Origin of the sequence: Marinospirillum alkaliphilum DSM 21637 (assembly GCF_900119735.1) — a bacterium.
In the GTDB taxonomy this organism is placed as follows: domain Bacteria; phylum Pseudomonadota; class Gammaproteobacteria; order Pseudomonadales; family Halomonadaceae; genus Marinospirillum; species Marinospirillum alkaliphilum.
The window spans coordinates 532,648-546,674 of the sequence record NZ_FPJW01000001.1 but is presented as its reverse complement, the minus strand read 5'-3'; the positions used below and the strand labels follow the sequence as shown (position 1 = coordinate 546,674).

At 56.6% G+C, this 14,027-nt stretch carries 9 protein-coding genes and 2 pseudogenes; 2 read left to right on the top strand and 9 right to left on the bottom strand.

All coding sequences use genetic code 11. The annotated features are described in order from the left end of the window. Positions 1-52: 52 nt before the first annotated feature. The 4 genes and pseudogenes from BT114_RS15320 to BT114_RS02600 all read right to left on the bottom strand — a co-directional run. Positions 53-586, bottom strand: a pseudogene (locus BT114_RS15320) (CheR family methyltransferase); the annotation flags it as partial. A 66-nt stretch (positions 587-652) separates the two neighbouring features. Next, positions 653-1,513, bottom strand: a pseudogene (locus BT114_RS15315) (chemotaxis protein CheB); the annotation flags it as partial. A gap of 154 nt (positions 1,514-1,667) precedes the next feature. After that, complete coding sequence (locus BT114_RS02605; protein ID WP_072324731.1) at positions 1,668-4,814, bottom strand: efflux RND transporter permease subunit; 3,147 nt, start codon at positions 4,812-4,814, stop codon at positions 1,668-1,670. After that, positions 4,807-6,063 carry an efflux RND transporter periplasmic adaptor subunit gene (locus BT114_RS02600; protein ID WP_072324730.1) on the bottom strand — a complete coding sequence of 419 codons (1,257 nt, stop codon included), beginning with the start codon at positions 6,061-6,063 and terminating at the stop codon, positions 4,807-4,809. Before BT114_RS02600 ends, BT114_RS02605 begins: the two co-directional genes overlap by 8 nt. A gap of 397 nt (positions 6,064-6,460) precedes the next feature. On the opposite strand from BT114_RS02600, the gene BT114_RS02595 reads away from it, so the two are divergent. Both BT114_RS02595 and BT114_RS02590 read left to right on the top strand, forming a co-directional pair. Beyond that, entirely contained in the window at positions 6,461-6,661 is a 201-nt protein-coding gene (locus tag BT114_RS02595) for a hypothetical protein (protein ID WP_072324729.1), read from the top strand. Next, positions 6,658-8,712 (top strand): bifunctional diguanylate cyclase/phosphodiesterase, encoded by a 2,055-nt coding sequence (locus tag BT114_RS02590; RefSeq protein ID WP_072324728.1) that lies wholly within the window; start codon positions 6,658-6,660, stop codon positions 8,710-8,712. The genes BT114_RS02595 and BT114_RS02590 overlap by 4 nt, the downstream gene beginning before the upstream one ends. On the opposite strand, the gene BT114_RS02585 is transcribed toward BT114_RS02590, so the two are convergent. From BT114_RS02585 to BT114_RS02565, 5 genes are all read right to left on the bottom strand, one after another. Beyond that, a complete protein-coding gene (locus BT114_RS02585) occupies positions 8,693-9,520 on the bottom strand; it encodes a transposase (protein WP_177247025.1) in 828 nt (275 codons plus the stop codon). The two genes, BT114_RS02590 and BT114_RS02585, sit on opposite strands and share 20 nt — an antisense overlap. A gap of 224 nt (positions 9,521-9,744) precedes the next feature. Beyond that, positions 9,745-9,993 carry a DUF2442 domain-containing protein gene (locus tag BT114_RS02580; protein ID WP_072324726.1) on the bottom strand — a complete coding sequence of 83 codons (249 nt, stop codon included), beginning with the start codon at positions 9,991-9,993 and terminating at the stop codon, positions 9,745-9,747. After that, positions 9,977-10,219, bottom strand: a complete 243-nt coding sequence (locus BT114_RS02575) for a DUF4160 domain-containing protein (protein WP_072324725.1) — start codon at positions 10,217-10,219, stop codon at positions 9,977-9,979. Before BT114_RS02575 ends, BT114_RS02580 begins: the two co-directional genes overlap by 17 nt. A 4-nt stretch (positions 10,220-10,223) precedes the next feature. After that, positions 10,224-11,501, bottom strand: coding sequence for a serine--tRNA ligase (gene serS / locus BT114_RS02570; RefSeq protein WP_072324724.1), 1,278 nt, complete (start codon positions 11,499-11,501; stop codon positions 10,224-10,226). A 6-nt stretch (positions 11,502-11,507) separates the two neighbouring features. Further along, the gene (locus tag BT114_RS02565; RefSeq protein WP_072324723.1) at positions 11,508-14,018 is read right to left on the bottom strand and encodes a Lon protease family protein; all 2,511 of its coding nucleotides are present in this window, start codon (positions 14,016-14,018) and stop codon (positions 11,508-11,510) included. Between the last annotated feature and the right edge of the window lie 9 nt (positions 14,019-14,027).

Sequence of the window (14,027 nt, the reverse complement as noted above, 5' to 3'; positions counted from 1 at the left end):
CACCCGCCTGACGGCTGAACAGGTGGGCCGATTTATCGATCGGAACAAACAGGCTTTCCTGCTGAAAAATCCCTTCTGACTTGCCAAGAAAAAGCAGCCCGCCCACCCTCAAACCATAGTGGAAGGTGGACAACACCTTGGCCTGCAGCTCCGCATTAAAATAGATCAGCACATTGCGGCAACTGACCAGGTCCAGGCGCAGAAAGGGAGGGTCCTGAATAATATCCTGACGTGCAACCACGACCATTTCACGCAGGGAGCGTGAGACTTCAAAATGATTGCCTGTGGAGCGAGTAAAATAACGATTCAGCAGCTCTTCACTCATATCACTGAGCACACTTTCGTTATATGAACCACGACGTGCAATGGCCAAGGCATTCATGTCGATATCGGTGGCAAAAATCTGAATACGGTAATGAACCAGAGTAGGACCCAAAAGCTCGGAAAGCAGGATAGCCAGAGTGTAGGCCTCCTCCCCGGTTGCGCAGCCGGCCACCCATAAACGTATCTCATCACCCGGCTGCTTACCCTGCAACATGGCTTTTAATGATGCCCGTAATACCTCAAAGGCCTCTGGATCACGGAAAAATGCAGTGACCGAAATCAGGATATCCTTACACAGCCTGTCCAGCTCATCGGTATCACTCTCAACCAGAACCAGATAATCCTCCAACGTGCTCACCCGGCGCGCCGCAAGACGACGTTCAATACGGCGAATCACTGTGCCTTCCTTGTAACCACCAAAATCAATACGGGTATGTTGTTTAACCTTCATCAACAGCTTTTTCAGCGAGGTTGCTGCTGTGGCCGGTTTAGGAGTCAGAGAAACAGCGCCATGAGTACGGGTGATCATGGCAATTTCGGTGGCAATCATTTCCGGCGGCAAGACGGCATCAACACAACCGGTATCAATTGCCGCCTGAGGCATGCCGGAATATTTGGCCGAGCTGGGTTCCTGGGCAAAGGTAAATCCACCGGCAGCCTTCACCTCACGCATTCCGGCAGCACCATCCGAACCAGTACCGGAAAGAATCACACCCATGGCATCCTCACCCTTGCAACTGGCCAATGAAGTGAAAAAGGTATTCACAGAAGGGCGTGGCAGGGTCTTTCGAGGGCCATCAATCAGTGAGAAACGCCCCTCTGTCAGCACAACATTGTGACAAGGGGGTGTTACGTAGACAGTATCAGGCTGAGGCAGGGCACCGTCTTCAATCTCCAGCACCGCCATGGCAGTTTCCCGCCCCAGCAGTTGCACCATCATGCTGCGGTGCGTCGGCGAAAGGTGTTGAATCACCACATAAGTAGCACCAAGGTCCGTGGGCAAAGCACTGATCAGATGGGTCAGGGCCTCAAGGCCACCTGCAGAAGATCCGATACCGACAATATAAGGACGTTTAACCGTCGGAGCTGCCGTTTCTGGCTTGCCCGGTGACTTGTCCGGATGCTTTTTTATTGTTGTAGTCTTGCGCTGAACCCGCTTGTTACCTGCTGCGGTTCGTTGTGCTGTCACTCAGCAGTGCTCCTGATGGAAATCATGACATGATGCTGAAAAATGAAATCAACTGGCCTGTAAATACCACCCTTGAGTGGCAATGGATACTATGCAAGCTGGCTCAATCCTACACAAAACGAATGGGAATAGCCATGAAAGCACGGCATTGCTGTCAGGAAGTCACTACAGGCTCTTTTTCCAGCCGTTCACGCCAGCTTTCCACAGAGGCCAGCAGGGCTGGAATGACGACCAGCACCAGCAGGGTTGCCACGGCGAGGCCGAAGACCAGAGATACCGCCATGGGGATCAGGAACTGGGCCTGCACCGAGCGTTCAAACAGCAGCGGCACCAGGCCGGCGATGGTGGTGATGGAGGTGATCAGCACCGCACGCAGGCGGGCGCAGGAGGCTTCAACGATGGCGGTATCACGGTCCATGCCGTCATCCCGCAGGGCCTGATAAAAGCTCACCAGTATGATCGAGTTGTTAACCACAATGCCGGTCAGACCAAACAGGCCAAAAAGTGACAGAATGGTCAGTTCGATGTTCAGCAGCCAGTGGCCCAGCACCGCACCCAGCAAGCCGAAGGGGATGATCGCCATCACCACCACCGGCAGCAGGTAACTGCCGAACATCCAGGCCAGCACCATAAAAATGGCCGCCAGGGCAAATAACAGCCCCATGCGCATGTCACCCAGGGTTTCGGCCTGATCCACTGCCCGCCCCTGGAAAGACCAGTGAATGCCGTAACGCTCAGCCAGCTCCGGCAATACCGATGTAGCCAGGCGCTCACGGATCTGTCCGGCATTACCCTGCGCCCGGTTCACCTCGGCGGAAACATGAATCGCCAGTCGGGCATCAGCATGGCGCAGGGTTTCAAAACCCGGCTGAAATTCCTGCCACACCAGTTGATCCAGCGACACCCAGCCACGCCCATCCGGCAGCGGCAGTGCCAGTTCGCTCAGGGTGGACGCACGGTGCCGCTCGGCATCCGGCAGCATGACTCGCACTTCCAGTTCGTCCAGACCGTCCTGATACAGCTGCACCAGTGCACCATCAAAAAAACCACGCAGCTCAGCCGCCAGGGAGCGCGGTGAATAACCCAGTGCCAGAGCTTCCGGCCGCAGCCGGATCAGCAACTGTTCACGCCCGTAGGGGGTGTCATCTTCCACCGCGTACAAGCCCGGAATGTCGGCCATGCGACCGGCCAGCTCCAGCGCCGCCTGTTTCAGCACTTCTGCCGAGGCACCACTCAGGCGCACATCCACATCCCGCCCCGGCGGCCCACCGGTGACCGCCGTGACCACCACAGCATCCAGTCCCGGCGCGGTGGGCATGCGGGCATTCCAGGCATCCATCAATTGCTGGTTACTGACATCACGTCGATCCGGTGAAGTCAGTTCCACCAGAATGGAAGCAAACTGGTCACCACGGGGAGCATTGCCATCCTGACTCAGCTGCTGACCCAGACGGGTGACCCGAGTCTGCACCAGCCTGCCGTTCTGCGCTCCCGGCTGGCCACCGAGCAGCGCTTTTTCAGCATCCTGCAGGGCCTGATCCATCTGCAGCATGAAGGCTTCCACCTGCTGTGGTGAAGTACCGGCCACAAACGCCACATTGGCCCGCACGGTGGTGCCGTCCGGGCTGGGGAAAAAAGTGAAGCCGACCCGACCACCGGCCAGCATGCCAATCGCCAGAATGAACAGTGCCAGCGCTGATGCCAGGGTCAGTCCTTTTTGTGCCACCGCCGTGGTAACCCAGCGGCGAAAGCGATGATCCCGAAATTCTTCCAGCCCGCGTTCAAAACGGGCACTGATGCCGGTTCGCTGCTCCGGTGCGGTCAGCGGATTGCGCGCCAGCCCACGTTTGAGCTGATGCGGCAGGATCAGGAAACTGATGATCAGGGTGGCCAGAATCACGCAGATCACCACCAGCGGAATTTCAAACATGATCTTGCCGATGATGCCACCCACCAGCATCAGCGGGAAAAAGGCTGCCACGGTGGTCAGCGATGAAGCCACCACTGGCCCGATCATGCGCCGGGCACCGCCTTCTGCCGCTTCTTCGGCAGAAAGCCCCTTCGCCCGCAGGGTGTAAGCATGTTCAGACACCACAATGGCGTTATCAACAATGATGCCCAGCGCCATGATGAAACCGAACAGGGACATCATGTTGATGCTGCCCCCAAACAACCAGAGCGCCACAAAGGCGGTGGTGAAGGCCACCGGAATGCCCAGTGCCACCCGCAGCGCCAACTGGCCGCTGAGAAACAGAAACAGGATCGCCACCACCAGCACCAGCCCGCCCAGACCGTTTTTCAGCAGCAGCTTGATGCGCTCGTCAATCAGTTCCCACAGCTGGTCATACGCCTTCAGCTCCACGCCCGGTGGCAGTTGTGGTTGTGTTTCTGCCAGCCAGTCACTGAAACGTCTGGCAGCCTTCAGGGCATCGGTGTTTTCGGTGCGTTGCAACCACAGCTCCACTGCCGCTTGCCCCTGATAACGGATCAGGGTCTGGCCATCCCGTGGACGCCGTTCCAGCTGTGCAATGTCTCCCAGGGTAATCAGGCCTCGCATAGCATCACTGGCGACCGGCAGGCGGGAAAAGGCATCCAGATCCCGCGCCTGTTCCAGAATCCGCAACTGACGACCGCCCTGATCCCGCCCCACCAGACCGGCAGGCTGATCCTGGGTATAAGCCGCCAGCCGTTCGGCCAGCTGCCGGGGCGTCATGCCAACCGCCAGCAATTGCGGCAGCGGCACTTCAATGGCCACCACCTCCTGCGGCAGACCACCGAAGTCCACTCGCTCAATGCCGGCATCCAGCAACTGCTGTTCAAACTGGCGGGCCAGACGGCGCAATTCTTCCGGTTGCTCCGGGCCGGTGATCAGCAGACGGGCAATCGGTTCATAACGCACGATGCGAGTCACCACCGGGGTTTCAGCGGCATCCGGCAGGTTACGCAACTGCGCCACGCGATCTTCCACCTGCGACAGCGCCTGGGTCATGTCGGTGCCATCCCGGAATTCCAGCGTGATGGCTGAAACACCCAGCGACGAAGTGGAAGTCATTGATTTCAGGCCATCGACACTGCGCAGCACATTTTCCAGTGGCAGTGTGACACCGGCTTCAACGTCCTCGGCACTGGCACCCACCCAGACCACCCGCACACTGACAAAATCCAGTGCGAAGTTCGGGAAAAACTGGGTGTTCAGCTTGATCAGCGCCCAACTGCCGGACATCAGCATCAGCACCACCAGCAGATTGCTGGCCAGCTTGTGTTTCAGGAACAGCCCGATCAGCCCGCCGTGTTCACTCATGGCCGGGCTCCAGTCGGCTCACCACATCCACCGATAACCCCTGCATGGCATTGGGCAGGCGATTGGCCAGCAGTTCATCACCGGGTTGCAGCAACGCACTGCGCACCAGCAGGCCGGGACGACCATCACGCTGATGATCCCCCAGCAGTTCCACCTGCAAGCCTTCCAGACGACCATCACTGATGCGATACACACGATCCTGCCCCTGCACGGCATCGGTGGGCAGCCAGTAAACCTGCTGCTGCACCGGCAGCTTCAAACGGGCATCCACAAACCGCCCCAGCGCCAGACCATCCACGTCACCTTCCTGCAAGGCAAAGCTGGCCAGCACACCGGCAGCATCCTGGGTGCGACCGGCCAGTTGCTGCATGCGGAACACCAGCCTGCGGCCATCCACTTCAGTGGTGGCCAGCAACGGCTGACCGGCGGCCAGTGCATCACGCACCTGAGCAATGCGACTCAGCGGCAGACGGGCTTCAAACTCCAGGGCTTCAGGCACAAAGATACGCAGCAACGGCTCATTCACATTCACCCGATCACCACGGGCCACCAGCACCTCCTGCACCCGCAAGGGATGCGCTGCACGCAACGCAGTGGCTTCAAGATCCCGTTGCGCCAGTTGCAACTGGCTCTGTGCCCGGCGAATGGCGGCATCCAGTTGCTCCATCCGGGATGGGTGCTGTTCCACCGCCAGCTCCCGGTTCATCAATGCCAGACGCTGCTGACTCAGAGCCAGACTGGCTTCTTCCACCTGCCGCGGGGATGCCCTGTCGCCCTGTGCCAGTTGCCGCTGGCGTTCATACTGGCGCTCAGCCAGTTGCAGCATGCTGCGCTCCTGCACCAGTGCCTGCTGATCCACCTGATGCTGCATCAATCGCTGCTGACGCTGGGACTGCAGATCCAGCAACTCGGCACGGCGCTGATCAAACAAGGCCTGTGCATCCAGGTCATCGAGTTGCAACAGCAGCTCTCCGGCGAGCACCAACTGACCACTGCGCACCGGCACCGCCTGCACATCACCGGCCGTGCGTGCCCGCAACAGGGCATCGGTGTTACTGGTCAACTGACCGAACAAACGCAATTCAGGAGACAGGTCCTGTGCCTGCAACACCACTGCCGCCACCGGCCAGCGTCTTTCCTCATCCCCTGCCTGCGGTGGTTCCGGGCGTGTCAGTCGCAACAGCACAAAACCCAGCAGGGCGACAAGGATCACCAGCAACGGCAGAAAACGTTTGATCGGGGCAGGCATAAATCAGGATTTCCTGAATTAAAAATGGAACGGCAAGTCTAGAAGAAAAAACAACAGAAATACACAGCTGAATCGTCGCAGAAAAAGCTTGATGCAGATCAAAAAGATATAAATTAATGGAGCATTAACCAGTCAGTCAAAAAGCGTTTTAAACAGTAAGAAAAACCTTGAAAATCAGTCCGAGCCAGTCAATAAAACCAGCAATCATTCAATTGCACCAAAAGCGGTCAGAAAATATGCAATTCTCATGGGTTTTTGCAACCAATGACACTTTAACCAATTGATTATAAACAGCTTTAGTGGCGTTGACACCCACCTGCACATTGCATGTAATGCGCCTGAAAAGGGAGATCCAGTTTTTCAGCCGACCGACTTACAGCTTCAAGGAATCCTTGTTTTGCCACTGGTACATCTCGCCCATTTACGCCAGGCCACTGCGGCCGAACATCAGCAACTGGAACAACTTCCGGCACTGCGTCTGTTACTGACTGATCAGCAAACAGCCTGTCAGGCAGCCATAGATACCTTTCGCTTTTTCCGCCAACAACTCCTGAACATTCAACCGATACACGCAAAAATACTGGAGAAACAGCCTTGAGTACCCCCCCGGTTGATGATCTGCTGCAACACGGTGAAAACGAACCCATCCATCAACCCGGCCTGATTCAGCCAGATGGTGTACTACTGGTCATAGATTCAGAAAACTTCCGGATCATTCAGGTCAGTGCCAACACCAATGAGTGGCTGGGAAAAAAGCCAGATGAGTTGTTAGGGCAACCCGTCAGCCAGGTGTTGGGCGCTGAGGCTGGTGGTTTTTTACTCAAGGTGCTGTCTCATCCGCCCTCCTGGCAGCCTCAGCTACAACCTCTGGTGTATGGTGGTCATACCTTTTCAATGCGGGCACATCACCACGACAGCGGTATTCTGGTGGAGATGGAGCCCCTTCCCGATGATGAAAAGCTCCTGACTTACCGGCTTTTTTCCCGGCTGGGTAATTTCTTCGATGAAATGGAACTGACCAACGACCCGGATCGGCTGCTGAAAATGGCCACCCGCATTCTGCTGGAGGTCACCGGTCATGAAAGTGTGATGGTGTACCGCTTTGATCCGGAGTGGAATGGTCAGGTCACCATCGAAGAGCGTACTGATGGCCAGCAACGTTTTCTGGGGCATCACTTTCCGGCCAGCGACATTCCGGCTCAGGCCCGTCGCCTTTACCGCATCAACCGCACCCGTCAGATCAGCAATGTGCATTACACACCGGTACCACTGGTGCCTGCAGTGAACCCGCACACCGGCTCACTGGATCTGTCCCGGACCCAGTTGCGCAGTGTTTCCCCAGTGCATCTGGAGTACATGCGCAACATGGGCACCCTGTCCTCCCTGACCCTGTCACTGATGCCGGATGGCCACCTGTGGGGGCTGCTGGTGTGTCATGGCAGCCAGCCCCGTTACCTCTGCCCGCAGATCCGCACCTTTTGCAGCATGGTGGCACAGTTGGTCAGTGAAAACCTGCAACTGGCATTAAACCGTGAGCTCAGCCATCAGATGAGCCGACTGGGTCGCAGCATCGACCTGTTCAACGCCCGCTTTCAAGCTGAAAATGATCTGGCGATCGGCCTCGGCAACATCACTGGTCTGCTGGCAACCTTTGAAGCGGATGCCATTGCATTGCGCCTGGATGGCGTGGATTACCTCTTCGGCCGACCGGTCTGCCAGTCCGCCATTCAGTGCCTGAAACAATCAGCTCACCAGAATACCCGTGCCGGCCTGGCCTATGCCGAACGCGTGCCTGTCGACCTGCACGGCAAAACCGACTGGATCTGCGGCTACCTGTTTCTACCCTTGTCTGCTTCCGGTGATGAATACCTGGTGCTGCTGCGCGCAGAAAAAATTGCCACCAAATTCTGGGCTGGTGAACCGGCCAAGGCGGTGCGCGAAGACACCACCAGCACACAACTGTCGCCGCGTCATTCTTTTGCAGTCTGGCAGGAAGAAATCAAGGGACAAAGCCTGGCCTGGGAGCGCCATCACCGAGCCGCCGCCAGCCGCCTGCGCCGGGCCATCAACCTGCGTATGGCCAGTGAAATGGCGCGCATCCGGCAGCATGATGCCGAAATGGCCCACCTGGCCACCCATGACAGCCTCACCGGCCTGCCCAACCGACTGCTGGTGGAAGACCGGCTGGATCGGGCCCTGGCCAAAGCGCGCCGGGAACGGGGTGTCTGTGTACTGATGTTTGTTGACCTGGATGGTTTTAAACCGATCAATGACCAGCAAGGTCATGACTGTGGTGACCTGATCCTGCAACAGGTAGCCAGACGCATGGAAAGCAGCATCCGGGAATCAGATACCCTGGCCAGGCTGGGAGGTGATGAGTTTTTGTTCATTCTGAGTGGTTTCAGCTCACAATCCACCGCCCGTTATGGCACCGAAACGATAGCTACCAAACTGATGCGACAATTCAGTGAACCCTTTGTGCTGGAAGATGGACGCCGCTTCAACCTGGGTGCCAGCATCGGCATCGCCCTCTATCCCTTTGACGCAGAAACCCCGGAAGCGCTGATCAAGGCTGCTGATCAGGCCATGTACAAGGTCAAGGAAAATGGCCGCAACAACTACCACTTTTTCAGTGATGGTCATCCTTGAGCCCATGCCTGGCTTCGTAAGCAGCCACCTGACGGCTGACCGTGGACGGATGAACCTGATAAAAAGCAGCAATCTGCTGCAGGGTGTAATGCCCTTCCAGATAAGCCCGAGCCATGCCTTCCTGATAATCCCAACGCTGGCGGAAGGACTGCAGTGACGGGCGGGAGTCGGGCGATTGCATATCCGGCAACCTTTGCTGCATCCGCTGCACAAACTGCCGATCCCCCAGAAACAACTGATGGCGCACCCGGTCCCACAAACGCTGTTCCTGTGCCTGGCTGAGGTAAAGCGGCCAGAACTCCTGTGGTGCAGCAGTCACGGCCGGATGCCGGTGCAAGGGCTCCAGATCCAGCGGAACAACTGAGTCGCCTTGACCAAGCAAGGCCGCTGCACTGCTCCATGGCCATGAGTGAGGACTATCCACCAGACCCAGCCGTTGCGGTTCCGTCAGCACTTCGTGCACCAGCGGCAGCAGAAACCTGTCTTCATCCACCAGCAATGCCTGAAAGCGCCCGGCAAAAAGCTTGCCTTTGCGTTGGTGACGATGATTGAAAAAACGAGTGTAACGGCCATTCAACTGACTCATGCCCTGCGTCAGCAAACCGGTTAAAGGGCTGACCACCAGGTGATAATGCTGCTCCAGTTGACACCAGGCCAGGCAGCGCCAACGATACCGGGACATCACACTGCGCAGGATCCCGATCCAACCCAGGCGATCCTGATCGCCCTTAAAGAGCACTGCATCACAACTTTTTGAGGTGAGATGATACAAAGCACCGGGTAACTCGTAACGCATTGGCCTGGCCATGGTTCGAACCCTTTTCATTGCTTTACATCAAGCTTAGTACAGAGCGTTACATTATGCGTCAGATTAAAAAGAGGGGAGATCAAACAAGGGAGCTCTCAGGCCTCCCTGCTTTAGGAGCAACACACGGAGGTTAGATGGGGCAGATAAACTCACAGGTCAGCCATTTTGTAGCGACTTAAACTGCTCCAGACCTTCGAGCAAGGCAACATGAGCCAAAAGATGGCTCAAGCCACCTGGCCCGGACGATGGGTAATGTCACCACGGCCTGCAAGCAAACCTTCGACCGAGATATCCTCATCCAGCGCATCCCAGTGAATACCACGTGGACTCAACTCAAAATTAAGACGCTGTTCCGGAGTGGCAGACAACAGCCGAGGAAACCATGCCAGAGGTACGCCCAGCATCCTGCCGTCACTTAACTCCACCCAGAAGCTGTTGTCATCAAAACGAATGGACTTAGGTGAAATACTCATTCCAGGCTTCCTTTAACGTTGCTGCATGTGACAAGGAGAGTTCAAGGATACGCTTAAGTTCCCTGGCATCAAAGCCATCATTGCGAGCAAGCTGCACTTCCGGTTCCAGCCAGACTTTGGCTTCTTTGACAGACTGACGGATGTGCACATGGACAGGCTCAAGCGGATTCCCCTCGTTAGAGTAGAAGAAAAACCTGAGTCCATCCACGCGCAGTATGACAGGCATGGGCTTAAATCAGTTCCAGCCCGCCCATGTAGGGTTTGAGAACTTCCGGTACACGGATGCGGCCATCGGCCTGCTGGTAGTTTTCCAGCACGGCAACCAGGCAACGGCCCACCGCCAGGCCGGAGCCATTGAGGGTGTGCAGCAGTTCCGGTTTACCGGTTTCCGGGTTGCGGAAACGCGCCTGCATGCGGCGTGCCTGGAAGTCTTCGCAGTTGGATACTGAAGAAATCTCGCGGTAGGTGTTCTGGCTGGGAATCCACACTTCCAGATCATAGGTCTTGGCAGCACCAAAGCCCATGTCACCGGTGCACAGGGTCAATACCCGGTAAGGCAGTTCCAGCTTTTGCAGAATCGCTTCCGCATGACCCACCATTTCTTCCAGTGCAGCATAGGACTGCTCGGGATGTACCAGTTGCACCAGTTCCACTTTTTCAAACTGATGCTGGCGAATCATGCCACGGGTGTCCTTGCCATAAGCGCCAGCTTCGGAGCGGAAACAGGCACTCAGCGCAGTCAGTTTCAGCGGCAGCTGTTCAGCTGGCAGAATGGCATCCCGACCGATGTTGGTCAGTGGCACTTCAGCAGTGGGAATCAGGTAATAAGCCTGATCCTGCTCCAGTTGCAGGCGAAACAGGTCTTCAGCAAACTTGGGCAGCTGGCCGGTGCCATACAGGCTGTCACCATTCACAATCAGCGGAACGTTGCACTCTTCATAACCGTGTTCATCCACCTGGGTGTTCAGCATGAACTGCGCCAGCGCCCGGTGCAGGCGGGCAATGCCACCACGCATCAGGTTAAAGCGCGAACCGGTCAATTTGGCTGCGGTTTCAAAGTCCAGCAAACCGGACGCTTCGGTCAGGTCCACATGATCCTTCGGCGTAAAATCAAATGCCTGTGGTTCACCCCAGCGGCGCACTTCCTGATTGTCGGCCTCATCACGACCGACCGGCACGGATGCATGCGGCAGGTTCGGCAGGGTGGCCAGCAGCGACTGGTATTCATCCTGCAGTGCCGTCAGTTCCGCCTTGGCGGCATCCAGTTGATCACCCAGGCTGGCCACTTCGGCCAGTAACGGCTGAATGTCTTCACCGGCAGCCTTGGCCTTACCGATGTTTTTGGAGCGGCTGTTGCGTTCCGCCTGCAGGGTTTCTGTTTGCACTTGCAGGGTTTTGCGCTTTTCTTCCAGCGCAGCAAAAGCGGCCTTGTCGAGTTGGAAACCGCGGGTTGCCAGGCGCTCGGCCACGGCATCCAGTTCACTGCGCAAGAGTTTGGAATCTAACATAACGCCTCAGTTCTTCCGGGGTTTGGTGTCTTTGGTTTTTTTAACCTGAGCTTCTTTTTCCTTGCCGTCTTTGTCCTTGCCATCCTTGCTGTCCTTGCTGTCCTTGCTGTCCTTGCTGTCCTTGCTGTCCTGCTCATCGTCATCCTTGTCACGCAGACGGTCCAGACGTTCGGCTATTTTTCCATAAACGCTGTTTTTCGGCCACTTACCGGTGCTGGTCAACTGTCCCGCGGGCAAGTTCAGCATCAGTTGAATGGCTTCTTCCACCTGACCCACTGCCCAGATATGGAACTGCCCCTGCTCCACCGCTTCCAGCACTTCTTCACGCAGCATCAACTGCAATACGTTCTGGCGCGGGATGATCACACCCTGATCACCGGTCAGGCCACGGGCGTTACACACCTCAAAAAAGCCTTCGATCTTTTCATTCACACCACCAATCGGCTGCACTTCACCCAACTGGTTGATCGAACCGGTCACTGCCAGGTTCTGCGCCACCGGCACTTCTGCCATGGCTGACAACAGACAAATCAGCTCGCCAAGGGAAGCCGAATCACCATCCACGCCGCCATAAGACTGTTCAAACACAATGCTGGCATCCAGCGGCAGGCTGTCTTCGGCACCGAACAGCCCACACAGATAACCGGTCAGGATCATCACACCCTTGGAGTGCATGGAGCCGCCCAGATGCACACTGCGCTCAATGTCCAGCACTTCACCGTTGCCATAATGCACCCGGGCAGTGATGCGGGAAGGCTGACCATGGAGATAATCATGACTGCCGATCACGGTCAGACCATTCACCTGCCCAACCTTGCTGCCACTGGTGCTGATCATGATGAAATCCTCACGAATGGATTCCAGCACATGATCCGGATAACGACCGGCCCGACGTCGGCGGGCAGCCAGCGCCTCACGCACATGTTCAGCGGTGATCGACGGGCTTAACTCCTGGGTGGCCAGATAATCAGCTTCCCGCAGCAGGTGATTCAGATCCGCCGCATTCAGGGACAAGCGATTCTGGTGCTCTGCCATGCGAGCCGATTCTTCGATCAGGCGCATCACACCATCTGCAGCCACCGGCAGCATGCCCTCACGGTGCACCATACTGGAGATCAGGCGAGTATACAGGCGCTGGTTATGCGTGGTACGCGACATCTCGGTTTCGAACTCGGCCACCACTTTAAACAGCTCAATAAACTCGGAGTCCTGCTCCTGCAACGCATGCAGCAGTTCATAGTCACCCAGCAGCGCCACAGTACAGTTCAGCGGAATCGGTTCCGGTTCCAGTGACACACTGCCGGAAACTGACAGTTGCCGCTCCAGCGTGTCAATGCGCAGGCTACCGGTGCGCAGTGCCAGCTTCAAGCCATCCCAGGCATAGGGTTGGCTCAACAGACGCTCGGCATCCAGCAGCAGAAAACCACCGTTGGCACGATGCAAGGCACCGGGACGAATCAGTGAGAAGTCAGTTGCCACAGTGCCCTGATAAGTCACATTCTCGACATGACCAACAATGTTATTGTGGGTCGGCAAGGCCTCTTCAATCACCGGCGCATGTTCACGCTCGCTGTGACTGACCAGCAGATTGACCTGATAACGGGTCGGAATGCGTTTGTCAGGTGACACACTGGATACTGCGTCGCCATCTTCATCTTCACTGTCCAGAAAGATCGCCACGTTATCCAGCAGGTCTTGATGCAAGGCAGTCAGATACTCTTGCAAGCGCGGGAAGTCGAGATACCTGGCCTTCAGCGCCTCCAGCCCTTCCTCAACCGCGTAGTTGGTGACTTCTTCATTCAGCCGCTGCTGTTCCTGACGACTGCTTTTTTCCAGTTGTGCCAACTCGCGCAACACCAACCGCAGTTTTTTCTCCATCGCCTCGATCTTCTCACGGAAGTCGCGGCGCAGTTCATCATCCAGCCCGGAGAAGACATCTGCATCCATCGGCTGACTTTCTTCATCCGCCGGTACAAAGGCATAACCACCGGGAGACTGCAGAATCAGCTTTAACTGCATGGGTTCGGCTTCTGCCGCCAGGGCTTTTAATGCACTGCTCTGACGCTCGGAAAAGTCATCCTTGATCTTCTCGGCTCGCTCAAAAAAACCTTCGTTATCAAAAGCTGCCGGAATCGCCTGCTTTAAATCAAGAATCAAATCCTGCAGGTCTTCTTTAAAGACCTTGCCCATGCCACAAGGCAAGCGCACGGCCCAGGGTTTGCGCGGATTGGAAAAATCGTGCAGATACAGCCAGTCAGACGGCGCCTCCATACTGACTGCCCGCTGCTCCAGAAAGCGGCGCACCATGGTGCGCTTGCCAAGACCAGCATGCCCCACGGCAAAAATGTTGTAACCCTTGCGATTGACCGAAGTGGCAAAACGCAGCGCTTCTTCGGCACGTTGCTGGCCGATGATGGTGTCCAGGGCAGGAATATGGCGGGTATCTTCAAAACTGAAATCCCTGTGGCGGCAGGCCTTGTAAAGCTTGCTATACGGCAGGGGCTTGGGTGTTCTCATCAGTGACTC

Coding starts and splice junctions, on each gene's coding strand:
- BT114_RS02580 (WP_072324726.1), bottom strand. CDS start 9,993: ATGAGTATTTCACCTAAGTCCATTCGTTTTGATGACAACAGCTTCTGG.
- BT114_RS02600 (WP_072324730.1), bottom strand. CDS start 6,063: ATGCCTGCCCCGATCAAACGTTTTCTGCCGTTGCTGGTGATCCTTGTC.
- BT114_RS02585 (WP_177247025.1), bottom strand. CDS start 9,520: ATGGCCAGGCCAATGCGTTACGAGTTACCCGGTGCTTTGTATCATCTC.
- BT114_RS02565 (WP_072324723.1), bottom strand. CDS start 14,018: ATGAGAACACCCAAGCCCCTGCCGTATAGCAAGCTTTACAAGGCCTGC.
- BT114_RS02575 (WP_072324725.1), bottom strand. CDS start 10,219: ATGCCTGTCATACTGCGCGTGGATGGACTCAGGTTTTTCTTCTACTCT.
- serS (WP_072324724.1), bottom strand. CDS start 11,501: ATGTTAGATTCCAAACTCTTGCGCAGTGAACTGGATGCCGTGGCCGAG.
- BT114_RS02605 (WP_072324731.1), bottom strand. CDS start 4,814: ATGAGTGAACACGGCGGGCTGATCGGGCTGTTCCTGAAACACAAGCTG.